Origin of the sequence: Actinacidiphila sp. bgisy160, assembly GCF_965342435.1 — a bacterium.
In the GTDB taxonomy this organism is placed as follows: Bacteria; Actinomycetota; Actinomycetes; order Streptomycetales; family Streptomycetaceae; genus Actinacidiphila.
This window is the reverse complement of the sequence record NZ_CBDRCM010000008.1, coordinates 56,211-82,506: the sequence shown is the minus strand read 5'-3', so window position 1 is coordinate 82,506 and position 26,296 is coordinate 56,211. Positions and strand designations below refer to the sequence as shown.

Annotated in this window: 19 protein-coding genes and 1 pseudogene; 14 read left to right on the top strand and 6 right to left on the bottom strand. The window is 72.1% G+C overall.

Going from position 1 to position 26,296, the window contains the following annotated elements:
* Positions 1-7: 7 nt before the first annotated feature.
* From ACRWNP_RS10045 to ACRWNP_RS10035, 3 genes are all read right to left on the bottom strand, one after another.
* Positions 8-196 (bottom strand): DUF6191 domain-containing protein, encoded by a 189-nt coding sequence (locus tag ACRWNP_RS10045; protein ID WP_431960711.1) that lies wholly within the window; start codon positions 194-196, stop codon positions 8-10.
* 22 nt (positions 197-218) lie between these two features.
* Positions 219-1,355, bottom strand: coding sequence for a PQQ-dependent sugar dehydrogenase (locus ACRWNP_RS10040; protein WP_431960801.1), 1,137 nt, complete (start codon positions 1,353-1,355; stop codon positions 219-221).
* A 226-nt stretch (positions 1,356-1,581) separates the two neighbouring features.
* Positions 1,582-2,574, bottom strand: coding sequence for an aldo/keto reductase (locus tag ACRWNP_RS10035; RefSeq protein WP_431960800.1), 993 nt, complete (start codon positions 2,572-2,574; stop codon positions 1,582-1,584).
* Between the two features lie 56 nt (positions 2,575-2,630).
* On the opposite strand from ACRWNP_RS10035, the gene ACRWNP_RS10030 reads away from it, so the two are divergent.
* The 6 genes from ACRWNP_RS10030 to serA all read left to right on the top strand — a co-directional run bounded on the left by ACRWNP_RS10030 (position 2,631) and on the right by serA (position 12,260).
* Positions 2,631-3,584 carry a 2-hydroxyacid dehydrogenase gene (locus ACRWNP_RS10030; protein ID WP_431960710.1) on the top strand — a complete coding sequence of 318 codons (954 nt, stop codon included), beginning with the start codon at positions 2,631-2,633 and terminating at the stop codon, positions 3,582-3,584.
* A gap of 273 nt (positions 3,585-3,857) precedes the next feature.
* Complete coding sequence (locus tag ACRWNP_RS10025; protein WP_431960709.1) at positions 3,858-6,692, top strand: putative bifunctional diguanylate cyclase/phosphodiesterase; 2,835 nt, start codon at positions 3,858-3,860, stop codon at positions 6,690-6,692.
* Between the two features lie 212 nt (positions 6,693-6,904).
* Entirely contained in the window at positions 6,905-8,782 is a 1,878-nt protein-coding gene (locus tag ACRWNP_RS10020) for an acetolactate synthase large subunit (protein WP_431960708.1), read from the top strand.
* Positions 8,783-8,814: 32 nt separating this feature from the next.
* Complete coding sequence (gene ilvN / locus ACRWNP_RS10015) at positions 8,815-9,342, top strand: acetolactate synthase small subunit (RefSeq protein ID WP_361792575.1); 528 nt, start codon at positions 8,815-8,817, stop codon at positions 9,340-9,342.
* Between the two features lie 76 nt (positions 9,343-9,418).
* Positions 9,419-10,417: a ketol-acid reductoisomerase gene (gene ilvC / locus ACRWNP_RS10010; protein WP_431960706.1), complete on the top strand. Its 999-nt coding sequence runs from the start codon at positions 9,419-9,421 to the stop codon at positions 10,415-10,417.
* A 253-nt stretch (positions 10,418-10,670) separates the two neighbouring features.
* On the top strand, positions 10,671-12,260 hold the full coding sequence (serA, locus tag ACRWNP_RS10005) for a phosphoglycerate dehydrogenase (protein ID WP_431960705.1): 1,590 nt from the start codon (positions 10,671-10,673) through the stop codon (positions 12,258-12,260).
* On the opposite strand, the gene ACRWNP_RS10000 is transcribed toward serA, so the two are convergent.
* Complete coding sequence (locus ACRWNP_RS10000) at positions 12,244-13,551, bottom strand: glycosyltransferase 87 family protein (RefSeq protein ID WP_431960704.1); 1,308 nt, start codon at positions 13,549-13,551, stop codon at positions 12,244-12,246. The genes serA and ACRWNP_RS10000 overlap by 17 nt on opposite strands.
* 140 nt (positions 13,552-13,691) lie before the next feature.
* On the bottom strand, positions 13,692-14,879 hold the full coding sequence (locus tag ACRWNP_RS09995) for a PucR family transcriptional regulator (protein WP_431960702.1): 1,188 nt from the start codon (positions 14,877-14,879) through the stop codon (positions 13,692-13,694).
* A gap of 142 nt (positions 14,880-15,021) precedes the next feature.
* Between ACRWNP_RS09995 and ACRWNP_RS09990 the strand changes: the two genes are divergently transcribed.
* The 7 genes and pseudogenes from ACRWNP_RS09990 (at position 15,022) to ACRWNP_RS09960 (ending at position 24,359) form a co-directional block, all read left to right on the top strand.
* Positions 15,022-15,951 (top strand): proline dehydrogenase family protein, encoded by a 930-nt coding sequence (locus ACRWNP_RS09990; protein ID WP_431960701.1) that lies wholly within the window; start codon positions 15,022-15,024, stop codon positions 15,949-15,951.
* Between the two features lie 37 nt (positions 15,952-15,988).
* Entirely contained in the window at positions 15,989-17,629 is a 1,641-nt protein-coding gene (pruA, locus tag ACRWNP_RS09985) for an L-glutamate gamma-semialdehyde dehydrogenase (RefSeq protein ID WP_431960700.1), read from the top strand.
* Positions 17,630-18,588: 959 nt separating this feature from the next.
* Positions 18,589-19,626 (top strand): 3-isopropylmalate dehydrogenase, encoded by a 1,038-nt coding sequence (locus ACRWNP_RS09980; protein WP_431960699.1) that lies wholly within the window; start codon positions 18,589-18,591, stop codon positions 19,624-19,626.
* A 207-nt stretch (positions 19,627-19,833) separates the two neighbouring features.
* Positions 19,834-20,922: a branched-chain amino acid aminotransferase gene (locus tag ACRWNP_RS09975; RefSeq protein ID WP_431960698.1), complete on the top strand. Its 1,089-nt coding sequence runs from the start codon at positions 19,834-19,836 to the stop codon at positions 20,920-20,922.
* Between the two features lie 187 nt (positions 20,923-21,109).
* Positions 21,110-21,648, top strand: a pseudogene (ureA, locus tag ACRWNP_RS09970) (urease subunit gamma); the annotation flags it as partial.
* A 420-nt stretch (positions 21,649-22,068) separates the two neighbouring features.
* Entirely contained in the window at positions 22,069-23,673 is a 1,605-nt protein-coding gene (gene cimA / locus ACRWNP_RS09965) for a citramalate synthase (RefSeq protein WP_431960697.1), read from the top strand.
* 179 nt (positions 23,674-23,852) lie between these two features.
* Positions 23,853-24,359, top strand: a complete 507-nt coding sequence (locus ACRWNP_RS09960; RefSeq protein WP_431960696.1) for a hypothetical protein — start codon at positions 23,853-23,855, stop codon at positions 24,357-24,359.
* Positions 24,360-24,878: 519 nt separating this feature from the next.
* On the opposite strand, the gene ACRWNP_RS09955 is transcribed toward ACRWNP_RS09960, so the two are convergent.
* Positions 24,879-25,712 (bottom strand): MOSC domain-containing protein, encoded by an 834-nt coding sequence (locus ACRWNP_RS09955; protein WP_431960695.1) that lies wholly within the window; start codon positions 25,710-25,712, stop codon positions 24,879-24,881.
* A 66-nt stretch (positions 25,713-25,778) separates the two neighbouring features.
* Between ACRWNP_RS09955 and ACRWNP_RS09950 the strand changes: the two genes are divergently transcribed.
* Positions 25,779-26,258: a GNAT family N-acetyltransferase gene (locus ACRWNP_RS09950; RefSeq protein WP_431960694.1), complete on the top strand. Its 480-nt coding sequence runs from the start codon at positions 25,779-25,781 to the stop codon at positions 26,256-26,258.
* The last annotated feature ends 38 nt before the right edge of the window (positions 26,259-26,296 follow it).

Below are 26,296 nucleotides of genomic sequence, written 5' to 3'. Positions count from 1 at the left end.
CCGGCCGTCACGGCCTGACGGCGGATGGCCGGCCGGCCCGAGGCGGACGTATCAGGACGGTGCCCGAGTCCAGGTCGACCGGGCCCCGGCCGGGATCCGCGTCGCCCTCCTCGTCGCGCACCAGCTCCAGGCGGTTGCGTTCGTCCTCGGCGTGCCTGCGGCCCGGCGCGAACAGCTCGTCCAGCGCGTTGAACATCGCACCTCCGGGGTGTCGTGGGTCAGCTCACCCGCAGCCGCAGGATCCGGTCGTCGCCCTTGCGCGGCTCGCCCCGGCCGTCGGTGTTGCTGGTGGTCAGCAGCAGCCCGCCGTCCGGACCGGCCACGACGGTGCGCAGCCGGCCGTACTCGCCCGCGAGGAACGCCTGCGGGTCGGCCGCGGCCTTCGTCCCGGCCAGGGGGATCCGCCACAGACGGGCACCGCGCAGTGAGGCCATCCAGATCGAGCCGTCGGCGTAGGCGATGCCGCTGGGCGAGGCGTCGTCCGTACGCCACTGCGCGACCGGGTCCACATAGCCCTCGCGGCGGGCGAGGCCCTCCACCACCGGCCAGCCGTAGTTCTTCCCGGGCTCGATCAGATTGAGCTCGTCCCAGGTGTCCTGCCCGAACTCCGAGGCCCACAGCCGCCCCCGGCTGTCCCAGGCGAGGCCCTGCACATTGCGGTGCCCGTAGGAGTAGACGACGGAGTCCGCCTCGGGATTGCCGTGCGCGGGCCGGCCGTCGGGGGTCATCCGCAGGATCTTGCCGCCCAGGGACTTCTTGTCCTGCGCCAGGCCCCGGTCGCCGCTCTCGCCGGTGCCCGCGTAGAGCATGCCGTCGGGGCCGAAGGCGATCCGCCCGCCGTTGTGGATGGCGCCGTGCGGGATGCCCCGCAGGATGGTGTCGGGGGCGCCCAGTTGCTCCCCGGCCGGCTTTGCCGGGTCGTAGAGCATGCGCGCGATGCGGTTGTCCGAGGCGGTGGTGAAGTACGCGTACACCAGGTGGTCGGTCGCGAAGTCCCGCGAGACGGCGAGCCCCAGCAGGCCGCCCTCGCCCCCCGGGGAGACCCCGGGCACCGTGCCGGCCTGCGTCGTGCGGCCACTGCCGGCGGCCACCCTGACGACCCGGCCGGTGTCCCGGGAGGCCACCAGCAGATCGCCCTCGGGCAGGACGGCCACGCCCCACGGGGTGCTGAGCCCGGTCGCGACGGTGCCGGTGACCTCCGCCGTGCCCTTCGCCGGCGCCGAGGGCTCCTCCGTGCCGCCCGAGGCCGGTGCCGACGGACTCGCGGAGGCGGAGGCCGGGGGAGGCGGGGCGGGGTCACCGTCCGAGGAGCATCCGGTGGCGAGCAGCGCGGCACTGGCCAGCGCGGCGGTCACGACGGCGGCACGGCGTCCCACGCTTTCCTCCCGGGGCTTCTCCGGCTCGGACTCCAAGAACATCACGTCCATCACTACACCGCCCGGCCGTTCGTGGTTCCCACCGCCGGCCGTGGACTTCCTCGCCGCCCCCCGCCTCATTCGGTCCCTCGAGTCCCCCAAGTCCCGCAGGTCCCTCAGGCAAGTCCCGCAGGTTCCCTCGGCCCCGCCGGACCCGACGGGCACCTCAGTCCCAGGAACCCCGCGCCGGCGGCAGCGCCGCGATCTCCGCGAAGTCCTCGTCGGACAGCCGCAGTTCCGCGGCGCCGGCGTTCTCCGTCGTCCACCGTTCCCGTTTCGCCCCGGGGATCGGCACGACCTGCGGTCCCTGGGCCAGCACCCAGGCCAGCGCGACCTGCGCGGGCGTCGCGCCGTGCGCCCCGGCGACCCTGCGCAGGCCCGCGACGATCGGCTGGTTGGCGGCCATCATCTCGGCCGTGAACCGGGGATGGCGGGCCCGTACGTCGTCCGGCTCGAAGCCCTGGCCCGGGGTGAGCGTGCCCGTGAGGAAGCCGTTGCCGAGCGGCATCGCGGCCATGAAGCCGACCCCGCGCTGCGTGCACCAGGGCAGCAGATCCGCCAGTGCCTCGGGAGACCACACCGACAGCTCGGCCTGCACGCAGCTCACCGGGAAGACCTGCTGGGCGCGGCGCAACTGCCGCAGCGTCTCGTCGTACATGCCCGCGCCCGCGCGCCGGGCCGCCCGCGCCCCCACCGCGCACCACCCCAGCGCGCGCACCTTGCCCGCCGCGACCAGCTCCGCCATCGCGCCCCACGTCTCCTCGACGGGGACCTCGGGGTCGGCCCGGTGCAACTGGTAGAGGTCGATCACGTCGGTCTGCAGCCGCCGCAGCGACGCGTCGCAGGCCCGCTTCACGTATGAGGGGCGGCCATTGGCCACCAGGTGCTGCTCACCGACGAGCAGTCCGCACTTGGTGGAGACGAAGACCTCCCGGCGACGCTCCCTCAGCACCCGCCCCAGCAGCAGTTCGTTGGTGAACGGCCCGTACATGTCGGCGGTGTCCAGCAGCGTCGTGCCGTGGTCGACCGCCGCGTGGACGGCGCGCAGTGACGATTCGCCGTCCTGCCGGGACGCGGTGTACGCCCAGCTCATCGGCATGCATCCCAGGCCGACGGCGCCCACTTCCAGGGCCGCCGATCCGACCGTCCTGCGCTCCACCTGGCTGACCTCCGCTGACCTCTCGCGCCGCCCCACTGTGCCATAGCCTCCTGACCATGGCTGACATCACCCGGAACCACCGCCCCACGGTCTGGCTCCCGATCCCCGCCGAGGACGTCGAAGGGCTCCCCGCCGAACTCGACTACCGCTTCTGGGACGGCGACGAGGAGTTCCCGGCCGACCCCGCCGACGTCGCGTTCTACGTGGTGCCCTACATGAAGGGCCCGGAGGTCGCCGGCCGCCCGCTGCCCCTGATGTCCGGGCTCGAGGTGGTGCAGACCCTCAGCGCGGGCGTCGACCACGTCGCACCCCACCTTCGGGAGTTCCCACCGGGTGTGCGGCTGTGCAACGCCCGCGGGGTGCACGAGGCCAGCACCGCCGAGCTGGCCGTCGCCCTCACCCTTGCGGCCTTGCGTGGCATCCCCCGCTTCGTCCGCGGCCAGGACGCCGAGGAGTGGCACTCCGGCTTCTACCCGGCGCTCGCCGACAAGCACGTGCTCATCGTCGGTTACGGATCGATCGGTGCCGCCATCGAGGACCGGCTCACCCCCTTCGAATGCCGTGTCTCGCGGGTCGCGCGGCTGGCCCGCCGCTCCCCGCACGGCCCCGTGCACGCCCTGGGGGACCTGCCCCGGCTGCTGCCGGAGGCGGACGTGGTCGTCCTGTCGACGCCGCTCACCCCGGCCACCCGCCATCTGGCCGACGCCCGCTTCCTGGCCGGGATGAAGGACGGGGCCCTGCTGGTGAACGTCGCCCGCGGACCCGTGGTGGACACCAGGGCCCTCCTCGCGGAGCTGGAGGCCGGCCGGCTCCAGGCGGCACTCGATGTCACCGATCCGGAGCCACTGCCTCCGGGCCACCCGCTGTGGCACGCCCCGGGTGTCCTGGTCAGCCCGCATGTGGGCGGCAGCACCTCCGCCTTCCTGCCCAGGGCGAAGCGGCTGCTCCGCGAGCAACTGCGCCGTTTCGCGGCCGGCCATGACCTCGCGAACGTCGTCGTGACCACCTGACCGCGCGCCTGGCACCGGGTGCCGCACGCGTGGGGCAGGACGCTACGCGTGGTCACGCTGTGTAGAGGAACTATGTCCCTGAGTGACTGGACTGGTGTATCGTCCCGCACTGGGGGAGCACGACCGGGGCGGCTCGGCGAGCCGCGAACGGGCGTGGGACGACTCAGGACTTGATGGGGGGCGACGGGCGATGTACGGCCAATGGAGAGAGCATCCGACGCTGGACCGCGGCACACCGTGCCGGGGACGCTCGCGGCTTCACGGGACGACGCCGTGAGCACGCCCGGTGCGGTCCTCTCGCAGGCGCCCGCGCCGGGCAACCGGACCGGCCTGCTGCCCCAGATGCTGCTGGTCGTGCTCTGCGGCGGCTACGCCATCGGTTCGGCCTTCGGCTGGGGCTCCAGCCGGCTGGCCCTGGTCATGGGCGACTTCGGGCTCTCCGCGGCCGCGCTGGCCGCGGCCGTCTCCTGCCTCGTCTACGTCCGCAGGGCCGCCGCCGACCGGTATCGCCCCGCGTGGGCGCTGTTCGCCGTCTCCTCCGCCATGGTGGCACTCGGCAACGGCATCTGGGGATGGTACGAGGTCGTGCTGCGCGGTGATGTGCCGCGTACCTCGGTCGCCGACTTCTGCTTCCTGCTCTTCGCGCCTCCGGCGATCATCGGGCTGCTGGTGCTCGCCAAGCGGCCGGTCACCCGGGCCGGCTGGGTCTGCCTCGGACTGGACGCCTGGCTCATCGGCGGCTCCCTGCTGACCCTCTCGTGGACCCTGGCCCTGGCCCAGACGGCCCTGTGGGAGGGCCGCGGCACGGCACGCATCGCCTTGTCCCTGGCGTACCCGCTGCTGGACATCATGCTGGTCAGCATGGTGCTGGCGCTGCACTTCCGGCGCTCCACGGCCAACCGGGCGGCGGTGAACACCGCCATCGCCTCCCTCGCCCTCACGGTGCTGTGCGACGCGCTGTTCACCTCGCCCCTGCTGCGCGAGCACTACACCTCCGGCCAGATCCTGGACGCCGGATGGTTCGCCGGCAGCATGCTGCTCGCCTACGCCCCATGGGTCGGGGAACGCGACACCGCCGAGCGGGGGACGAGGGCACGGCACCAGGAGCAGGGCCGCCGGATGAGCGGCTCGCTGGCGGCGCTGACCCCCTACCTGGCCGCCGCGGTCTGCGTGCTCGGGATCCTCTACAACGTCATCGACGGCCGCAAGAGCGACCGGGTGGTGCTCCTCACCGGCTGCACCGTCGTGCTCGCCCTGGTCGTGCGCCAGGGCATCATGCTGCTGGACAACATGGCCCTCACCCAGGAGCTGGCCCAGAAGGAGAACCACTTCCGGTCGCTCGTGCAGGGCTCCAGCGACGTCATCATGATCGCCTCCCCGACCGGCGTGCTGCGCTACGTGAGCCCCGCCGCCAGGGGCGTGTACGGGTGTGATCCCGAGGAGTGGGTCGGCACCGAGTTCGCCACCCACATCCATCCCGAGGACCTGGGCCGGGTGGTGCACGAGGTGCGCCGCTTCCTGGCCGCCCACGCGACCGAGGAACCCGCCACGCGCATCGAGTGCCGCATACGGCACGGGGACGGCAGCTGGCTCAACGTGGAGTCGAGCGTCAACCGCCACCAGGGCGGCCTGATCTTCAACAGCCGCGATGTCACCGAGCGGGTCCGCCTCCAGGCCCAGTTGCAGCACAACGCCTCGCACGACCCGCTCACCGACCTGCCCAACCGTGCCCTGTTCACCGAGCGCATCCGCCAGGCGATCGGCGGCCGCCGGGCCGGCGACGGCGACACCGGTACCACAGCGGTGCTCTTCATCGACCTCGACGGCTTCAAGGCGGTCAACGACACCGTCGGGCACCAGGCCGGCGACGAGCTCCTCGTCCAGGCGGCGCGGCGCCTGCAGGACTCGGTGCGCGCCGGTGACACCGCCGCCCGCCTGGGCGGCGACGAGTTCGCCGCCCTCATCTGCGGCACCAGCGCCGATCGCCATCTGCGCGAGTACCAGGTCCACGAGGTCGCCGACCGGCTCCGCACCGCCCTCTCCGAGCCCTACCGGGTGGACGGCACCGAGGTCCGGGTGGCCGCCAGCATCGGCGTGGCCTTCGCCGATCCCGGGGTGAGCCCCGGCGAGCTGCTGCGCAACGCCGACCTGGCGATGTACCGGGCCAAGCAGGCCGGCAAGGGCCGGGTCGAGATGTACGCGCCCGCCATGCAGGCCGAGGTGGTGCGCCGCGCCGAGCTCGCGGGACGGCTGCGCACGGCCTTGCGCGATGGCGAGTTCGCCCTGCTCCACCAGCCCGTGGTCGACCTCGGCACCGGCGAGGTGACGGCCGTCGAGGCGCAGGCCCGCTGGCGCTCCGCCCAGGGCATCCTCTTCACCCCCGCGGAGTTCCTGCGGGTCGCCGAGGACACCGACCGCACCGCGCAGCTGGCCCGCTGGCTGCTGGAGGAGGCGGTCGGCCAGGCCGCGCTGCGCCATGCCGCGGGCTGCCCGGTCCCCGTCGCCGTACGCCTGTCCACCCGGCGCCTGATGCACCGCGAGCTGCCCACCAGGGACGTCGAGGCCCTGCTCGAACGGCACGGGCTGCCGCCGGACTCCCTCGTCCTGCAGATCGCCGACCAGGACCCGCGGATCTCCCTGGACGAGCTGGAGCGGCGGCTGACCGCGCTGAGCGGGCTCGGGGTGCGCATCGCCCTGGAGGGCTTCGGCAGCGGCTACGCGCCCATGAACGCGCTGCGGCGGCTCCCCGTCGACGTGCTCAAGCTGGACCGGGGGCTCACCGAGGGCGTCGTGGAGTCCCCACGGCTGCGAAAGATCACCGCGGGGCTGCTGCGCATCGCCGAGGACCTCGGGATCCGCTCGGTGGCCGAGGGCGTGGACCGCCCGGAGCAGGTGCTGGCCCTGCGGGAGATGAGCTGCACCCATGGTCAGGGCATGGCATTCTCGGGGCCGGTGGACGAGCACCGGCTGCGCTCCTCCCTGACCCGCGGGGGCTACCCCGTGCCCGACGGCCCGACTGCGCTGGGCAGCGCCCGGATCTCCGTGCGCGGCACACGGAAGGCGGAAGAGCTACGCTCAAATAATGAGACGCCCGTCCCACCCGCTTGACACTCCCTGCTCGCGAGGAGGAAGGTCAGATTCATGCGCACCCGAATTCTCGTACTTGGAAAGCGCGTCGGCTGACCCGGGGCCCCTGACCGCCTCGTGGAACGCACCGACGCGCTCCCCTCGCTTGCCTGCCGGCACGAGGGGTTTTTTGTTGCCTGGGATCCAGACATACCGCCCTCTCCACCCTCAAACTCCTGAGAGATGAGAACCAGATGACCGAGCAGGCCACCGGGGCCCACCACCCGCAGCCGCGGGCCCGCGGCGCCGCGCCGCAGCCCACTCCCGCCGAGCGCGTCACGGGCGCCCAGTCCCTCATTCGTTCTCTTGAGGCGGTCGGCGCCGACACGGTGTTCGGCATCCCGGGTGGTGCGATCCTGCCCGCGTACGACCCGCTCATGGACTCCTCCAAGGTGCGCCACGTCCTGGTCCGGCACGAGCAGGGCGCGGGCCACGCCGCCACCGGCTACGCGCAGGCCACCGGCAAGGTCGGCGTCTGCATGGCGACCTCGGGCCCGGGCGCGACCAACCTGGTCACCCCGATCGCCGACGCCCACATGGACTCGGTCCCCATCGTCGCGATCACCGGTCAGGTGGCCTCCAAGGCGATCGGCACCGACGCCTTCCAGGAGGCGGACATCTGCGGCATCACGATGCCCATCACCAAGCACAACTTCCTCGTCACCAACGCGGACGAGATCCCGCGCACGATCGCCGAGGCCTTCCACATCGCGTCCACCGGCCGCCCCGGCCCGGTCCTGGTCGACATCGCCAAGGACGCCCTGCAGTCGCAGACCACGTTCTCCTGGCCGCCCGCCACCGACCTGCCCGGCTACCGCCCGGTCACCAAGCCGCACGCCAAGCAGATCCGCGAGGCCGCCCGGCTGATCAACGAGGCCAAGCGCCCCGTGCTGTACGTCGGCGGCGGCGTCCTCAAGGCCCGCGCCACGGGCGAGCTGCGCATCCTGGCCGAGCTGACCGGCGCCCCGGTCACCACCACCCTGATGGCACTGGGCGCCTTCCCCGACAGCCACTCCCAGCACGTCGGCATGCCCGGCATGCACGGCTCGGTCTCCGCCGTCGCGGCCCTGCAGAAGGCCGACCTGATCGTCGCGCTCGGCGCCCGCTTCGACGACCGGGTCACCGGCAAGCTCGACTCCTTCGCCCCGTACGCCAAGATCGTGCACGCCGACATCGACCCGGCCGAGATCTCCAAGAACCGCGTGGCCGACGTGCCGATCGTCGGTGACGCCCGTGAGGTCATCGCCGACCTGATCGTCGCCGTCCAGGCCGACCACGAGGCGGGCCGCCGCGGCGACTACACCGACTGGTGGAAACTGCTGAACGGGCTGCGCGAGACCTACCCGCTCGGCTACGACCTGCCCGCCGACGGCAGCCTGTCCCCGCAGCAGGTCATCCAGCGGATCGGCGAGCTGGCTCCGGAGGGCACCCTCTTCGCGGCCGGCGTCGGCCAGCACCAGATGTGGGCCTCCCAGTTCGTCTCCTTCGAGCGGCCCAACTCCTGGTTCAACTCCGGCGGCGCCGGGACCATGGGCTACGCCGTCCCCGCCGCCATGGGCGCCAAGGCCGGCCGGCCCGGCTCCACCGTGTGGGCGATCGACGGCGACGGCTGCTTCCAGATGACCAACCAGGAACTGGTCACCTGCGCGCTGAACAACATCCCGATCAAGGTCGCCATCATCAACAACGGCGCCCTGGGCATGGTCCGGCAGTGGCAGTCGCTCTTCTACAACGAGCGCTACTCCAACACCGTCCTGCACGCCGGTGAGACCAACGCGGGCCGCGGCTCCCACCAGGGCGTCAGCGAGACCCCGCCGGCCGGCACCCGCGTCCCGGACTTCGTGAAGCTGTCGGAGGCCATGGGCTGCGTCGGGCTGCGCTGCGAGTCCCCCGAGGAGCTGGACGAGATCATCGAGAAGGCCAACGCCATCAACGACCGCCCGGTCGTCGTGGACTTCATCGTCCACGAGGACGCCATGGTGTGGCCGATGGTCGCCGCCGGCACCTCCAACGACGAGATCATGGCCGCCCGTGACGTCCGCCCCGACTTCGGCGACGCCGCGGACGACTGAGGACCGAGAGAGAAGCAGAGGAACGACGCGACATGTCCAAGCACACGCTCTCCGTCCTGGTGGAGAACAAGCCCGGTGTCCTGGCCAGGATCACCGCCCTGTTCTCCCGCCGCGGCTTCAACATCGACTCCCTCGCCGTGGGCACCACCGAGCACCCCGACATCTCCCGCATCACCATCGTGGTGAACGTGATCGAGGACCTCCCGCTGGAGCAGGTCACCAAGCAGCTCAACAAGCTGGTGAACGTCCTGAAGATCGTCGAACTGGAGCCCTCCTCCGCCGTCCAGCGCGAACTCGTCCTGGTGAAGGTCCGCGCCGACAACGAGTCCCGCTCGCAGATCGTGGAGATCGTCCAGCTGTTCCGCGCCAAGACCGTGGACGTCTCACCCGAGGCGGTCACCATCGAGGCCACCGGCGGCGCCGACAAGCTGGAGGCCATGCTGAAGATGCTGGAGCCCTTCGGCATCAAGGAACTCGTCCAGTCCGGCACGATCGCGATCGGCCGCGGTGCCCGCTCGATCACCGACCGCTCCCTGCGCGCCCTCGACCGGACCGCATAGCGAGACCGCCACACTTGATTCAGCCCGCGGACGTACTGTGTGGGCAACCCCCCAGATCACCAAGGAGAGACCCGAAGTGGCCGAGCTGTTCTACGACGACGACGCCGACCTGTCCATCATCCAGGGCCGCAAGGTCGCGGTCATCGGCTACGGGAGCCAGGGCCACGCGCACGCGCTGTCGCTGCGCGACTCGGGCGTCGACGTGCGCGTCGGCCTGCACGAGGGCTCCAAGTCCAAGGCGAAGGCCGAGGAGCAGGGCCTGCGCGTGGTCACCCCCGCCGAGGCCGCGGCCGAGGCCGACGTCATCATGATCCTGGTCCCGGACCCGATCCAGGCGCGGGTCTACGAAGAGTCCATCAGGGACAACCTGAAGGACGGTGACGCGCTGTTCTTCGGTCACGGACTGAACATCCGCTACGGCTTCATCAAGCCCCCGGCCGGCGTCGACGTGTGCATGGTCGCCCCCAAGGGCCCGGGCCACCTGGTGCGCCGTCAGTACGAGGAGGGCCGCGGCGTCCCGTGCATCGCGGCCGTCGAGCAGGACGCCACCGGCGGCGGCTTCGCGCTCGCGCTGTCCTACGCCAAGGCCATCGGCGGCACCCGTGCGGGCGTCATCAAGACGACCTTCACCGAGGAGACCGAGACCGACCTGTTCGGTGAGCAGGCCGTGCTCTGCGGTGGTACCGCGGCTCTGGTCAAGGCCGGTTTCGAGACGCTGACCGAGGCCGGCTACCAGCCGGAGATCGCGTACTTCGAGTGCCTGCACGAGCTGAAGCTCATCGTGGACCTGATGTACGAGGGCGGCCTGGAGAAGATGCGCTGGTCCATCTCCGAGACCGCCGAGTGGGGCGACTACGTCACCGGTCCCCGCATCATCACCGACGCCACCAAGGCCGAGATGAAGAAGGTCCTCGCGGAGATCCAGGACGGCTCCTTCGCCAACAACTGGATCGCCGAGTACAACGCCGGTCTGCCGCGGTACAACGAGTACAAGAAGGCCGACGAGAACCACCTGCTGGAGACCACCGGCAAGAAGCTGCGCAAGCTCATGAGCTGGGTGGACGAGGAGGCGTAAGTCCTTCGCACCGCGTTCGACACGGTCCCGGGGGCGCCGCGCCCCCGGGACCGGCCGCTTTGGCCACCCCGTACACCCTCGTGCGGGTGATCCTTCCACGTTGGCGCAGGATGCCGGGCCCGCCGCCGATACACTCCATTAACAAGCGCGTCAGGCTCACAGCGTCGTGCGTCTTCCACGCGGCATGCCATTCCCCTCCACCGCCTTCGGCCGTCGGGACGCGGCCGTTGACCTGGGACTAGTGAGGACTCACGTGAGCAACCCCGTCGTACTCATCGCTGAAGAGCTGTCGCCCGCCACCGTCGACGCCCTCGGGCCGGACTTCGAGATCCGGCACTGCAATGGTGCCGACCGAGCCGACCTCCTGAGCGCGATCACCGACGTCGACGCCATCCTGATCCGCAGCGCCACCAAGGTGGACGCCGAGGCCATCGCCGCCGCCGCCAAGCTCAAGGTCGTGGCCCGGGCGGGCGTCGGTCTGGACAACGTGGACGTCTCCGCCGCCACCAAGGCCGGCGTGATGGTCGTCAACGCCCCGACCTCCAACATCGTCACCGCCGCCGAGCTGGCCTGCGGCCTGCTGATCGCCGTCGCCCGCAACATCGCCCCGGCGAACGCGGCGCTGAAGCAGGGCGAGTGGAAGCGCAACAAGTACACCGGTGTCGAGCTCGCCGAGAAGACCCTCGGTGTGGTCGGCCTCGGCCGCATCGGCGCCCTGGTGGCCCAGCGCATGTCGGCCTTCGGGATGAAGATCGTCGCGTACGACCCCTACATCCAGCCCGCGCGCGCCGCCCAGATGGGGGTGAAGATCCTCAGCCTCGACGAACTGCTGCAGGTCTCCGACTTCATCACGGTGCACCTCCCCAAGACCCCGGAGACCGTCGGTCTGATCGGCGAGGAGGCGCTGCGCAAGGTCAAGCCGCACGTCCGCATCGTCAACGCCGCCCGCGGCGGGATCGTGGACGAGGATGCGCTGTTCGCCGCGCTCAAGGAGGGCCGCGTGGGCGGTGCCGGCCTGGACGTGTACGGCAAGGAGCCGTGCACGGACTCGCCGCTCTTCCAGTTCGACAACGTCGTGGCCACCCCGCATTTGGGCGCCTCCACCGACGAGGCCCAGGAGAAGGCGGGCATCGCCGTCGCCCGCTCGGTGCGCCTCGCGCTCGCCGGCGAGCTGGTGCCGGACGCGGTCAACGTCCAGGGCGGTGTCATCGCCGAGGACGTCCGCCCGGGCCTGCCGCTCGCCGAGAAGCTCGGCCGGATCTTCACCGCCCTCGCGGGCGAGGTCGCGGTCCGCCTCGACGTCGAAGTGCGCGGCGAGATCACCCAGCACGACGTGAAGGTACTGGAGCTCTCCGCCCTCAAGGGCGTCTTCGAGGACGTCGTCGACGAGACCGTCAGCTATGTCAACGCCCCGCTCTTCGCGCAGGAGCGCGGTGTCGAGGTCCGCCTCACCACCAGCAGCGAGTCGCCCGACCACCGCAACCTGGTCACCGTGCGCGGCACCCTCTCCGACGGCACCGAGGTGTCCGTCTCCGGCACGCTGGCGGGCCCCAAGCACATCCAGAAGATCGTCGCGGTCGGCGACGACGACGTGGACCTGGTCTTCGCCGATCACATGGGCTTCCTGCGCTACACCGACCGCCCGGGCGTCGTCGGCACCATCGGCCGCATCCTGGGCGACGCCGGCGTCAACATCGCGGGCATGCAGGTCGCTCGTGACCAGGCCGGCGGCGAGGCGCTGGTCGCGCTGACGGTCGACACCGCCATCCCGGCGCCGGTGCTGGCCGAGATCGCCGAGGAGATCGGTGCGACCTCGGCCCGCGCGGTCAATCTCGAGGACTGACCGCCGGTTCGCTCCGCTGGGGGCGGCCGACCCGGGTGATCCGGGCCGGCTGCCCCTTCGCCGTCAGTGCCGCCACCGCGGGGGAGCCGGGCCGGAAGCGCAGCGCCACGGCGGCCAGGAAGACCAGGCCCAGCACCGGGTAGGGCGAGGCGAACGGCTGCAGCCACCACGCCAGGTGCAGATCCAGGTCACCGGCCTTCGGCACGATCCACAGCGTGCGCGCCAGGAAGACCACCGCGGCCACCCGCAGCGCCCAGCGCGGCGCCTCGGCGGCCAGCAGGATCAGCATCGGCACGCACCACACCCAGTGGTGCGACCAGCTGATCGGGGTGATGAGCAGCGCCGTCACCGCGCAGCACACCACACCCCAGGCCTCCCGGCCCAGCCGGCCCAGCCGTACCGAGACCGCGAGGCCCGCGCAGCCCACCATGAGCGCGGCGACCGCCCACACGGCGCCGGGGTGGGCGGTGTGCAGCACACGGGCGGCGAGGCCCTGCAGGGACTGGTTGTCCACGATCCAGGCCTTGCCGATCCGGCTGGTGTCGAACAGGCAGCGGGTCCAGTAGTCGACCGTCGCGCCGGGCAGCGCGAGCGCGCCCAGGAGCGTGGTGCCTGCGAAAGCGGCGGCGGCGACCGCGGCCTCCTTGCGCCGGCCGGTCAGCAGCAGGTAGACGGCGAAGATCGCCGGGGTGAGCTTGATGCCCGCCGCCACGCCGATCGCGATGCCCTTGCCGCGTGCGCCGTCCGGCCTGCTCAGGTCCCACAGCACCAGCACCGCGAGCAGCAGGTTGATCTGGCCGTACAGCATCGTCTGGAAGACCGGCTCCAGCCACAGACCGAGGGCCATCGCCAGCAGCACCACCACCCAGCGCGAGCCGCGGGCGCGCGGCCACCCCGTGCCCCGGCAGGACAGGTGCGCGAGCTGTCCGAGCAACAGCAGGTTGCCGCCCATGAAGGCCAGTTTCAGCAGCGGCACGGGCAGCCATGTCGTCGGCACGAACAGCAGCGCGGCGAAGGGCGGATAGGTCGCCGGGAGCTTCCACTCGGTGACCGTGAAGCCGTACAGGTCAGTGCCGTCGACGGCGGCCGCGCCCTCGGCGCGGTAGACCTGCATGTCGGCCATGGGCACCGACATCGACACGCACAGCGCGGTGAAGGCGGCCAGCGACACGGCCAGCAGCAGCCCGGCCAGGACTACCCTACGGTCGGGGCGGGATCTGCCGGCGACGGCCGGCGGTGTCCTCCACAGTGCTGGGCGTTCGCGTCCGTGGGCCTCCGTGGAATGAGTCACCGGCTCCCGATCCCCTTGTTTCGCCATCCGCGGTGTCCGCGCGGGACGCGCGGTTCGCCCGCGTCCCACACGTGTTGATCAAGCCCCCCATCGGCCTCGCGCCACGTTACTTGTGCCCCCTCGGGTCGGCAACAGTCCCTTCAGTCCCCGAGCCCGGCCGTCTTGAGGGCCATGTGGAGCAGCAGCCGGTCCTCCCCGTCGTCGAGGTCGAGGCCGGTCAGCCGCTCGACGCGGGACAGCCGGTAGTAGAGCGTCTGGCGGTGTATCCGCAGTTCCGCGGCGGCGCGCCCGGCCTGCCCCGCACGGTCGAGGTACACCTCGGCGGTACGGGCGAGGTCGGCGTGCGAGGGGTCCAGCAGCGGGCGCACCGCCGGGTCCACCGCCCCGGCGGGCAGCGCGGCCAGCATCCGGTACGGGCCGATCGCATCCCACTCCGCCGTGCGCCCGAGCCTCGGCTGGGCGCGTGCGGCGCGGGCCGCGGAGACGGCCTCGTGCCATGCCTCGGGCAGCTCGGCGAGCCCTTGGCGCGGGGCGCTGATCCCGGCCCGCGCGCTCGGCTCCGCCGGCCGCCCGTTGCCCTCCATCAGCCGCGTGGCCGCCGTGAGCGCGGGCCCCGACACCGTCGCCGAGCGCAGCCGTACCAGGGCGGCGAGCGCCGCGACCGGGGGCTCCCGGTGCGTCTCGCCCGCGCTCTCCTGCGGCGGTACCACGCACACCGCGGCGGCGCCCGGCACGCTGCGCGGTCCCGGGGCCTCGCCGTCCTCGCCGCCCGGCCAGGGCAGGACGCACACCATCGCGTGGGCCTCGTCCGCGTCCGGGCCGAGCGCGGCCCGCAGCGCCTCCCGGGCGGCTGTGCGGCCGGGCCCGGGGGCGGAGCGGAGGAGATCGCCCAGCGCCCGGCCGGCGTCGGCGCCCGCGCGGGACTCGGCCGCCAGCAGCGCGCCGATGCGGGCCGCGACCGCCATGGCGGCCGTGAGCTGGGCGTCGGTGTGCCCGGTGGTGTCCAGCAGCCACACATAGCCATGGACGATGCCGCCGTGCCGCACCGGCAGGCACAACCGGGGCCGGAAGACCCCGGCGTCGGGGGCGGCGGGGATGCGGACCGGTGCCGTGGCGCGGGCGATGCCGAAGCGCTCGAACCAGGAGCGCACCTCGGCGGTGGAACGGCGGGTGAGGATCGACCGGGTGCGCACCGGGTCCATGGCGCTGTCGTCGTCGCTGTCGTGCGCTCCGAAGGCGATCAGCCGGAAGTCGCGGTCCTCCAGGGTCGCGGGGGCGCCGAGCAGCGCCGAGACCTCGTCGACCAGCTCCTGGTAGTCACCGCGCACGCCGCCATTCTCCCTCATACATCTGTATGAGGGATGCCGATCGGATGCGTGACAGCTGTCGATGGCGGGCGGGGTAGGTGAATCCTAGATTTCACGGCGACGCTGCCTGCCCCCCTGGCAGCCCTTCATCCAGGAGGAGACCGTGCTGGGTCCCGTGCTGCTCGCCGCCTCGCGCAGCGACCGTATGCGCCGCGTCGTCGCGGGCGCGCCGATCACCCGCCCCGTGGTGAACCGCTTCATCGCGGGCGACGAGCTGGCGCCCGCCATGGAGACCGTGCGGTCGCTGGCCGCCTCCGGCCTGGAGGTCACGCTCGACCACCTGGGCGAGGACGTCACGGACAAGGCGACCGCGCTCGCGACCCGCGACGCCTACCTGCGGCTGCTGGAGGCCCTGAAGGCCGAGGGCCTGGGCACCCGCGCCGAGGTCTCGGTCAAGCTGTCGGCCTTCGGGCAGGCCCTGCCGTCCGGCGGCCACGACATCGCCCTGGAGAACGTTCGCCCCGTCGCCGACCTGGCGAGCGAGATCGGCACCACCGTCACGCTCGACATGGAGGACCACACCACGGTCGACTCCACCCTCGCGATCCTCGCCGACCTGCGCCTGCGCCACCCCGGCACCGGCGCCGTCCTGCAGTCGTACCTCTTCCGCACCGAGGAGGACGCCCGCAACCTCGCCGTCGCCGGCTCCCGCGTGCGCCTGGTCAAGGGCGCCTACAAGGAGCCCGCCGACGTGGCCTACCAGGACAAGGCCGAGGTCGACCGCGCCTATGTGCGCTGCCTGAAGATCCTGATGGCGGGCGAGGGCTACCCGATGATCGGTTCCCACGACCCGCGGCTGATCTCCATCGGCCAGGAGCTCGCCCACCGCCATGGCCGCAAGCAGGGATCGTACGAGTTCCAGATGCTGTACGGCATCCGCACCGCCGAGCAGCGGCGCCTGGCCGAGGAGGGCGAGCGCATGCGCATCTACGTCCCCTACGGAGCAGACTGGTACGGGTACTTCATGCGGCGTCTCGCGGAGCGGCCGGCGAACCTGGCCTTCTTCCTGCGGTCCTTCCTCCCCACCCGCTGAGCCCACGACCCCACAAGGACACAAGGAGATGTCTTCCATGGACGCTGTGACCCAGGTCCCCGCCCCGGTGAACGAGCCGGTGCACTCCTACGCCCCGGGGAGCCCGGAGCGGGCCCGGCTGGAGGCGAAGCTGAAGGAGCTGGCCGGGAACCCGGTCGAGCTGCCGATGACGATCGGCGGCGTGAAGCGGATGGGCGGCGGCGAGCGGTTCGACGTCGTGCAGCCGCACAACCACGGCGCCCGCCTGGGCACCTACGCCAACGCGACGCAGGACGACGCCCGCGACGCGATCGACGCCGCGCTGGCCGCCGCCCCGGCCTGGCGCGCCATGTCCTTCGACGACCGCGCCGCCATCATCCTGCGCGCCGCCGACCTGCTGGCCGGCCCCTGGCGCGAGACGATCGCCGCCTCCACGATGCTCGGCCAGTCCAAGACCGCGCAGCAGGCCGAGATCGACAGCCCCTGCGAGCTGGTCGACTTCTGGCGCTTCAACGTGCACTTCGCCCGGCAGATCCTCGCCGAGCAGCCGATCGCCAACGCCCCCGGCGTCTGGAACCGCCTCGACCACCGCCCGCTCGAGGGCTTCGTCTACGCGATCACCCCCTTCAACTTCACCGCGATCGCCGGCAACCTGCCGACCGCCCCGGCGCTCATGGGCAACGTCGTGGTGTGGAAGCCGTCCCCGACCCAGACGCACGCCGCCGTGCTGCTGATGGAGCTGCTGGAGGAGGCCGGGCTGCCCAAGGGCGTCATCAACCTGGTCACCGGCGACGGCATCGCCGTCTCCGAGGTCGCCCTGGAGCACCCGGACCTGGCGGGCATCCACTTCACCGGCTCCACCCGGACCTTCCAGCACCTGTGGAAGACGGTCGGCAACAACATCGACAAGTACCGCTCCTACCCGCGGATCGTCGGCGAGACCGGCGGCAAGGACTTCGTCGTCGCCCACCCCTCGGCCGACCCGGCGGTGCTGAAGACCGCGCTGACCCGCGGTGCCTTCGAGTACCAGGGCCAGAAGTGCTCCGCGACCTCCCGCGCCTACATCCCGCGCTCCCTGTGGGAGAACGGCTTCAAGGAGGAGTTCGCGGCCGAGGTCGACGGCCTCACCATGGGTGACGTCACCGACCTGTCGAACTTCATCGGTGCCGTGATCGACGAGCGCGCCTTCGCCAAGAACAAGGCCGCCATCGACCGCGCCAAGGCCGATCCGACCGTCGAGGTCGTCGCCGGCGGCACCTACGACGACAGCGTCGGCTACTTCGTCCGGCCGACCGTGCTGGTCTCCTCCGACCCGGAGAACGAGATCTTCCGCGAGGAGTACTTCGGCCCGGTTCTGGGTGTCCACGTCTACGACGACGCCGACGAGGGCGCCTTCGAGGCGATGCTCACCCAGATGGAATCGGTCGCCGCGTACGCGCTGACCGGCTCGGTCGTCTCCCGTGACCGCGCCGCCGTCGCCCACGTCATGGAGAAGCTGCGCTTCGCCGCGGGCAACTTCTACATCAACGACAAGTCCACCGGCGCCGTGGTGGGCCAGCAGCCGTTCGGCGGCGGCCGCGCCTCCGGCACGAACGACAAGGCGGGTGCCGCGCAGAACCTCATGCGCTGGACGTCGACCCGGTCGATCAAGGAGGCCCTGGTGCCCCCGACCGACTACCGCTACCCGCACATGGGCTGACCTCCGCGTCACCCGGACGAGCCCGCAAGGGGCAGGGCCCGGTACCCCCGATTCCGTGGGGTGCCGGGCCTTCGCCGTCTCAGATAGTAGGAAGTCCGAGTAATTGTGGAGACAGATCGGCGGAGCTGTCCTAGCTTTGTAGGAGCCGAACGTCTCGCTCCACCAGCGACCGGCGGACGTGAGCCGCGCGCCTTTGGCAGGTCACCCCCTGCAGCGCCGCTCCCCGCCCCGTTCTATGGCGACACAACCCTCCTCTTCATCTCCGGGAGCTGTTCACCATGGACGAGACCGCCCGCAAGAACGCCGCCGAAGCCCTCCAGCGCGCCCTGGACCGCCGTGACAACGGCGGGTCGACGGGGCACGAGCCGCGTTGAGCGGCCCCAGCGTGCCCCGCCGGATCAGCCGTCTGCGGCGCCTGGCCTACCTGGCCGTCCGCGCGATGGTGAAGTGATCGATCCGTCTGCCGTCCTCGGCGAGCGCCGAAGGGACCAGCCGCGCCGTCCTGCCGGACGGCGCGGTGGCTGCGACCGCACGGCCAGGAACGAGTGGCCGGTGTAGCGGACGCGTGACCACTCCACCGTCTGCGTGGCCTTGTGCGCATCCTTTGCCCAGCGGCGACAGGCGTCCACGCCGTCCAGGTCCTGGACGTGCCCTTCGTGACCGTCCGGCACGCGCGGCCCTGTGCGGCGCCCCTCGGCCTCGAACCGCGCCGAGGTCCCAGGGCGCGGTCGCACCCGGACGAAGGGCCCGCACCGGAAGGGGTATCTGCGAGGAGACTCATCCGGGTGCCGGGGTGGTGCCGAGGGCCAGGTGCCCGCCGATCGGGCCCGCGCGCCGTTCCACGTGGGCCGCGGCCCGAGGGCGAGCACCTGCCGGGGAGCGCACCGGCGGAGCGACGCGGCGTCCGCCATGCGGACATCGCGTGTCATTCCATGGACGGGGGGAGTAGGGTTCTCGCCATGTCTCGCAGCATCAGTCTCGCAGTGATCCCCGGCGACGGAATCGGCCAGGAGGTGGTGGCCGAGGGCCTGAAGGTCCTGTCCGCCGTCCTTCCGCAGGACGTGAAGCTGGAGACCAAGGAGTACAGCCTCGGTGCCAAGCGCTGGCACGAGACCGGCGAGACCCTGCCGGACGCGGAACTGGAGCAGCTCAAGGCCCACGACGCGATCCTGCTGGGCGCGGTCGGCGACCCGTCGGTCCCCTCCGGCGTCCTGGAGCGCGGGCTGCTGCTCAAGCTCCGCTTCGCCTTCGACCACCACGTCAACCTGCGGCCCTCCCGGCTCTTCCCGGGAGTGAAGGGTCCGCTGGCGGGCGAGCCGGACATCGACTTCGTCGTCGTCCGTGAGGGCACCGAGGGCCCGTACGTCGGCAACGGCGGTTCCCTGCGCACCGGCACGCCGCAGGAGGTGGCCACCGAGGTCAGCCTCAACACGGCGTTCGGCATCGAGCGCGTGGTGCGCGACGCCTACGCCCGCGCGCAGGCCCGCCCGCGCAAGAAGCTGACGCTGGTCCACAAGAACAACGTCCTCGTGCACGCCGGCCACCTGTGGAAGAACATCTTCGACAGGGTCGGCGAGGAATACCCCGAGGTCACCACCGACTACCTGCACGTGGACGCGGCGACGATCTTCTTCGTCACCCAGCCCGAGCGCTTCGACGTGATCGTCACCGACAACCTCTTCGGTGACATCCTCACCGACCTGGCCGCCGCCGTGACCGGTGGCATCGGTCTCGCCGCCAGCGGCAACATCAACCCGGGCGGCGAGTTCCCGTCGATGTTCGAGCCGGTGCACGGCTCCGCCCCGGACATCGCCGGCCAGGGCAAGGCCGACCCGACCGCCACCGTGCTCTCGGTCGGCATGCTGCTGCAGCACCTCGGTTACACCGCCGAGGCCGAGCGGATCGAGGCCGCCGTCGCCGCGGACCTCGCCGAGCGCTCCGGGACCCGCAGCACCTCGGCGATCGGCGACGCGCTCGCCGCGCGAGTAGCCGGCTGACCGCCGGGTCAGCCTCCTCCAGTCGGCCCGGCCGGTCAGTGACCGCACCACGACTGACCCTGACTCTCGGGCCGCGCATGTATGTCCCCGGCCCCGCCGCTGCGATAATCAGCGGTGGGGCCGCTGTGCGAGGGGAAACTCGGACGTCCTGGCACCTGAGGGCGGCGGGTGCGGTCCGCCCTGACCTTGACGCGAAGGACACCACACATGACGACGCCCACGATCGAGCTCAAGCCCTCCTCGCGCCCGCTGCCCGACGCGCAGCGCGAGGCGATCCTCTCCAGCCCCGGCTTCGGCCGCCACTTCACCGACCACATGGTGACGATCCGGTGGACCGAGGGCCGCGGCTGGCACGACGCCGAGCTCGTGCCGTACGCGCCGCTCTCCATCGACCCCGCGAACATGACGCTGCACTACGCGCAGACGATCTTCGAGGGGCTGAAGGCCTACCGCCAGCCCGACGGGTCCGTCGCCACCTTCCGTCCCGAGGCCAACGCCGAGCGCTTCCAGGCCTCCGCCCGCCGCCTGGCCATGCCCGAGTTGCCCGTCGAGACCTTCATCGCGGCCGTCGACGCGCTGGTCACCCAGGACAAGGCGTGGGTTCCCAGCCAGGGGGAGCAGTCGCTCTACCTGCGTCCGTTCATGTTCGCCACCGAGGTCGGCCTCGGCGTCAAGCCGGCCAACGAGTATCTGTTCATGGTCATCGCCTCCCCGGCCGGCGCCTACTTCCCCGGCGGCGTCAAGCCCGTCTCCGTCTGGCTCTCCGAGGAGTACGTCCGCGCCGCGCCCGGCGGCACCGGCGCCGCGAAGGCCGGCGGCAACTACGCCGCGTCCCTGGTCGCGCAGGCCCAGGCCATCGAACACGGCTGCGACCAGGTCGTGTGGCTCGACGCGATCGAGCGCCGCTGGATCGAGGAGATGGGCGGCATGAACCTGTACTTCGTGTACGGGAACACGATCGTCACCCCCGAGCTCACCGGCTCCCTCCTCCCCGGCATCACCCGCGCCTCGCTGCTGCGCATCGCCGCCGACCTCGGCTACGAGGTCAGCGAGGGCCGCATCTCCGTGGACGACTGGAAGAACGGCAACGCGGACGGATCGCTGACCGAGGTCTTCGCCTGCGGCACCGCGGCCGTCATCACGCCGGTCGGTTCCGTGAAGTCCACCCGCGCGGACTGGACCGTCGGCGACGGCCGGCCGGGCGAGGTCACCATGAAGCTGCGCAAGGCGCTGCTCGACATCCAGACGGGTCAGTCCCCCGACACGCACGGCTGGATGCACCCCCTGGGCGGCTGATCCGCCCGCCGCCCCCGTGCGGCGCCGTACACCGTCGGCGCGACGGCGGTGCCGGGCAGGGGAACGGCCCGCCTCACACGGTGACCTCGACCGGGTCCGGGGACCGCGCCGGCACGGGGTGCGCGTGGCCCGCGTTGAGGACGAGGTACACCGCGGCCGTGACGGCCGATGTGGGAGGTGCGCAGGCGTGAGGCCCACCCCGACCGAACGCGACCGGCTGCTGCTGTTCGGCGCCGCGGAGCCGGCCCGGGTGCGCGGGCTGCGGCTCAACGTGTCGGAGGCCACCGCCCTGATCGCCGACGCGGTCCGCGAGGCCGCGCGGGGACGGCGCGCGCCTCGCGGAGGCCGTCGAGGCCGTCCGTGCCGTGCTCGGTCCCGACGACGTGCTGCCCGGCGTGGCGGACGTCGTCACCGAGGTCCACGTCGAGGCCGTCTTCGACGACGGATCCCGCCTGGCCGGGGTCCCCGACCCGATCGGCGGGGCTCGATGGGGGCGCAGGCCCGGGCGCCGTGCTGCCCGGCCCGGCCCACCCCGAGCGGTCGCCGGAGGTTGTGCGGGCCGTCCGCGACACCGCCTCCGTACCGGTCGGCGTGACCTCGCACTGCCACTTCTTCGAGGCCAACCCGCGGCTGGGCCTCGGCCGTTCGGCGGCGTACGGAATGCGGCTGAACGTTTTGGCCGGCTCTTCGGTGCGCTTCGGTCCGGGGGAGGAACGGCAGGTCGGCGCTCGCAGAGCTGACCATCGCGGGCCTCGGCCGGCAGGTCGGCATGAGTGATGCCCTCCCCCCGGCACCCGCCGGCTGACGGACGGCCGGGAGACACGGCCTCCCGGCCTGCCGCCGACCGGGTGCCCGCATCCTGAGACCGTGTCCCACGTCCGCGGGTCCTGTGGCAGACTTCCGATGTGCCCTCGTTCGCCATGATTATCGGCAGCAGGCGCGCCGGTCCTCAGTGATCGCCGAACCGCAGACCATCGCGGAAGCGATCACCGTGTCCCAGACCCGCGCGCAGACCTCTCGCACCCGCGAGGGGTTTTTTCGTTTCCCGGCCCACCCGCGCCGGAGGCGGCGCAGCGCGAGGGATGATGGGGGCAAGTGGAGCCCGGTCCTCCGGAACCACTCACCCGACAGGAGTTGGAACAAACCATGACGGCCGTACTGGACGACAGCTTCCACGTCTTCGACACCACGCTGCGCGACGGCGCGCAGCGCGAGGGCATCAACCTCACCGTCGCCGACAAGCTGACGATCGCCCGGCACCTGGACGACTTCGGGGTGGGCTTCATCGAGGGCGGCTGGCCCGGCGCCAACCCGCGCGACACCGAGTTCTTCGCCCGGGCCGCCGCCGAGCTGGACCTGCGGCACGCCCAGCTGGTGGCCTTCGGCGCCACGCGCCGCGCCGGCGGCAGCGCCTCGGAGGATCCGCAGGTCAGGGCGCTCCTGGAGTCGGGTGCCCCGGTCATCACCCTGGTCGCCAAGTCCCACGACCGGCACGTCGAGCTGGCCCTGCGCACCACGCTCGAGGAGAACCTGGAGATGGTCCGGGACACCGTCTCCCACCTGCGCTCCCAGGGCCGCCGGGTCTTCGTCGACTGCGAGCACTTCTTCGACGGCTACAAGGCCAACCCGGGGTACGCCAAGGAGGTGGTGCGCGCAGCCCACGAGGCCGGGGCCGACGTCGTCGTCCTCTGCGACACCAACGGCGGGATGCTCCCGGCCCAGATCACCGCCGTCGTCCGCACTGTGCTCGCCGACACCGGCGCCCGCCTGGGGATCCATGCCCAGGACGACACCGGCTGCGCCGTCGCCAACACCCTCGCCGCCGTCGACGCGGGCGCCACCCACGTCCAGTGCACCGCCAACGGCTACGGAGAGCGGGTCGGCAACGCCAACCTCTTCCCGGTCGTGGCGGCACTGGAGCTCAAGTACGGCCGCAAGGTGCTGCCCGCCGGCGCACTCGCCGAGATGACCCGTACCTCGCACGCCATCGCCGAGGTCGTCAACCTGACGCCCTCCACCCACCAGCCGTACGTGGGAATCTCGGCCTTCGCCCACAAGGCGGGCCTGCACGCCTCGGCGATCAAGGTCGATCCCGACCTCTACCAGCACATCGACCCGGAACTGGTCGGCAACACCATGCGCATGCTGGTCTCCGACATGGCGGGCCGTGCCTCGGTGGAGCTCAAGGGCAAGGAGCTCGGCGTCGACCTCGGCGAGGACCGCGAGCTGATCGGCCGGGTCGTGGAGCGCGTCAAGGAGCGCGAACTCGCGGGCTACACCTACGAGGCCGCCGACGCCTCCTTCGAACTGCTGCTGCGCGAGGAGGTCGAGGGCCGGCCACTGCACTACTTCCGCGTCGAGTCCTGGCGCGCCATCGTGGAGGACCGCCCCGACGGCACCCACGCCAACGAGGCGACGGTCAAGGTGTGGGCCGACGGCCAGCGCATCGTCGCCACCGCCGAGGGCAACGGCCCGGTCAACGCCCTGGACCGCGCGCTGCGCGTCGCGCTGGAGCGGACCTACCCGCAACTGGCGAAGCTGGAGCTGGTGGACTACAAGGTCCGTATCCTGGAGGGCAAGCACGGCACGGAGTCCATCACCCGGGTGCTGGTCTCCACCTCCGACGGCGTCTGCGAGTGGTCCACCGTCGGCGTCGGCGAGAACGTCATCGCCGCCTCCTGGCAGGCCCTGGAGGACGCCTACGCGTACGGGCTGCTGCGCGCCGGCGTGGAGCCGCGCCGGAAGGACTGACGGCCGCCGGCCAAGGCGCACGGCGGGCGCGGCGCGGACGCGGTGCGACCGTGTCCGCGCCCCCCTTCCACGACGGCCCAACTGCCGTGCATACGCGCGTAGAACGCCGGGCACACTCCACCTGCTCCACCTGCACAGCCGCCCCACAGGAAGCACGGTCACCAGCAGGAGGAATCCCCATGAAGTTCCGCTCCGTCCTGAGCGCGCTCGTCCTCGCGCTCGGAGTGCTGTTCGCACCCGGCGCCGGCCTCGCCGCGTCCCACGACGCCTACGCCGTCACCAAACTGACGCACGCCCAGGCCACGACGATGTTCCGCAACGCCGGGATCACCTGGTCCTCGTCAGGCGGCTGCTCCAACCGCAACATCGCGACCTGCACGTCCTTCGACCAGCTCAACCAGGCCACCGCCCAGGGCGCCGTCACCCTGAAGGGCGCCAGCGGGTGCGCCCTGAACATCACCGGCGGCACCGAGACCGGTCACGCCGGCGGTACGTACTCGCACTGGAACGGCTACAAGCTCGACTACGGCAAGAACAGTTGCGTCACCAACTACATCCACGGCGTCTTCACCTACATCGGCCTGCGCGGTGACGGCGCCCCCCAGTACCGCTCCGGCTCCGGCAACATCTACGCCGACGAGGGCAACCACTGGGACGTCCTGTACTACAACTGCGGCGGCTGCTGATCCGCGCGCGGTGAGCCGCCCGCGGCCCGGTCCCGGCCGAGCCGCGGGCGGTCCCGCCCTCGGTGACGGGCGCCTGACAGCCATCGAGCTCCAGCACCACGACCTCGTTGCGGCCCGGGCGCGGCAGCGGCCACGACAGGCAGAGCGTCTCCTGGGGCCCGCGCTCCCAGCAGCCCCCGAGGCAGAAGCCGTTGCCCCGGACGTAGCACTTGCCCCGCCCGGGCGGGGCGAGTTGGGCCTCCGCCGGCTCGGCCACCTCCAGGTGGCCCCGGTGGAAGGCCGGCCCCTCGGTCCCGCGGTTCCTCCCGTCCCCCGACCGCGCGCGGCATCCCCATCGGTGCGGCCATCGCGCGGGCGGCGTCCGGAAGCAGCGCAGGACACCGGAGAGCGGGCGCAACGGCCGGCCGTCGGGGCGGAAGCCCTCGGGTCAGCGCGCGACCACCTGTGGACGTTCACTTCGCGGCGGGCGGCGACCGGCCGGAATCCGGTCGCCCGCCGTTCGGTCCACCGGAAGTGCGGTCACGCCCAGGCCCGTACCTCCACCGGGTCGCCCACCGCGATCGTGCCCGGCCGGAGCACCGCCGCCTTCATCGCGAAGCTCACCTTGTTGCCGTACTCCGGCTCCCGCCGGTAGCCGGCCAGGGTGCGCACCGGCTCCGGGCCGGACGTACGGCCGGTCGCCTGGTCGACCAGCGGTACGGAGCAGCGCATCGCGCGGACGGAGTAGCCGAGACGGGTGGTGCCGACGTCCATGAGCCGTACCAGGTCCTCGGTGTGAGGCTCGCCCCAGCCGGCGACCACGATGTTGGGACGGAAGCGGTCCATGGGCACGGGCGTGCCGCCGCGCTCGGCGATGCGCCGGTTGAGGCCGTCGAGCGAGGCCAGCGAGGCCACCGAAAGGGCATGGGCGTCGGCGAAGTTGACCTTGCCCGGGTGCTCGCCCCAGCCGTCCCGGTCGAAGCCCGGGCGCACGCGCACCAGGCGCGAGGGCGCGCCCAGCGCCTCGGAGAACCAGCGCGCGGCCTCCTCGCCCTGGTCCACCGCCGCCCCCAGCGGCCGGTCGAACAGGACGACCTCGCGCGGCGGCCCCTCGTACGCCACCTCCAGCGTCAGCTCCCCGGCGCCGGGCGCCGACAGCGCCAGGTGCTTGCCGCCATCGGTGACGTCCGCGCGCACCACCGCCATCCCCGGCAGCGTCCGCTGGCTGCGGAAGGACCCGTCGGCCGCGTCGACCACCATGAACGTACGGTCGTGGGCCGGCCCGGTCGCGGTGACGGCGACGCTGTCCAGGGGCACGCCGGCGCAGCCCTTGACGGGGTAGCAGGTCAGCGAGTGCACGGTCGCGGCGGTCATGGGCTCGTCCTTCCGGGTGTGGAAAACCCATTCGATCACGTCCCGCGCCCGGCGTACGGTCATCGCGTGACCGATGACACAGCGCTACGAATCAGGCCGGCGCGGGCAGCGGACGCGGACGCGATCACCGCGGTCTTCCTCGCGTCCCGGGCGGCCGCCATGCCCTGGCTGCCCCGACTGCACAGCGACGAGGAGACCCGGTGGTGGGTCGCGAACGTCGTCCTGGAGCAGTGCCGGGTGTGGGTCGCGGAGCAGACCGCGACCGGTGCCGCGGCGGGCTTCGCGGCCCTCGAAGGCGACTGGCTGGAGCATCTCTACCTGCGGCCCGACGCGCGCGGGCGCGGCATCGGCGCGCGGCTGCTCGGCGAGGTGGTGCGGCATCACCCGGACGGCCCACTGTCGTTGCACGTCTTCCGGCGCAACACCGCGGCACGCGCGTTCTACGAACGTCACGGCTTCCGGGCCGTCCCCGGCAGCGAGAGCACCGCGAACGAGGAGGGCGAGCCGGACCTGACCTACCGTCTGCCACCCGTGGACAACCGGTGACCAACAGCACACGTACCGACCGGTAACGCGCGGGCCCC

Bases quoted from the DNA above. Each gene is read 5' to 3' on its own strand.
- ACRWNP_RS10045 (WP_431960711.1), bottom strand. From the start codon at position 196: ATGTTCAACGCGCTGGACGAGCTGTTCGCGCCGGGCCGCAGGCACGCC.
- ACRWNP_RS10030 (WP_431960710.1), top strand. From the start codon at position 2,631: ATGGCTGACATCACCCGGAACCACCGCCCCACGGTCTGGCTCCCGATC.
- ACRWNP_RS10020 (WP_431960708.1), top strand. From the start codon at position 6,905: ATGACCGAGCAGGCCACCGGGGCCCACCACCCGCAGCCGCGGGCCCGC.
- ilvN (WP_361792575.1), top strand. From the start codon at position 8,815: ATGTCCAAGCACACGCTCTCCGTCCTGGTGGAGAACAAGCCCGGTGTC.
- pruA (WP_431960700.1), top strand. From the start codon at position 15,989: ATGGACGCTGTGACCCAGGTCCCCGCCCCGGTGAACGAGCCGGTGCAC.
- ACRWNP_RS09980 (WP_431960699.1), top strand. From the start codon at position 18,589: ATGTCTCGCAGCATCAGTCTCGCAGTGATCCCCGGCGACGGAATCGGC.
- ACRWNP_RS09975 (WP_431960698.1), top strand. From the start codon at position 19,834: ATGACGACGCCCACGATCGAGCTCAAGCCCTCCTCGCGCCCGCTGCCC.
- cimA (WP_431960697.1), top strand. From the start codon at position 22,069: ATGACGGCCGTACTGGACGACAGCTTCCACGTCTTCGACACCACGCTG.
- ACRWNP_RS09960 (WP_431960696.1), top strand. From the start codon at position 23,853: ATGAAGTTCCGCTCCGTCCTGAGCGCGCTCGTCCTCGCGCTCGGAGTG.
- ACRWNP_RS09955 (WP_431960695.1), bottom strand. From the start codon at position 25,712: ATGACCGCCGCGACCGTGCACTCGCTGACCTGCTACCCCGTCAAGGGC.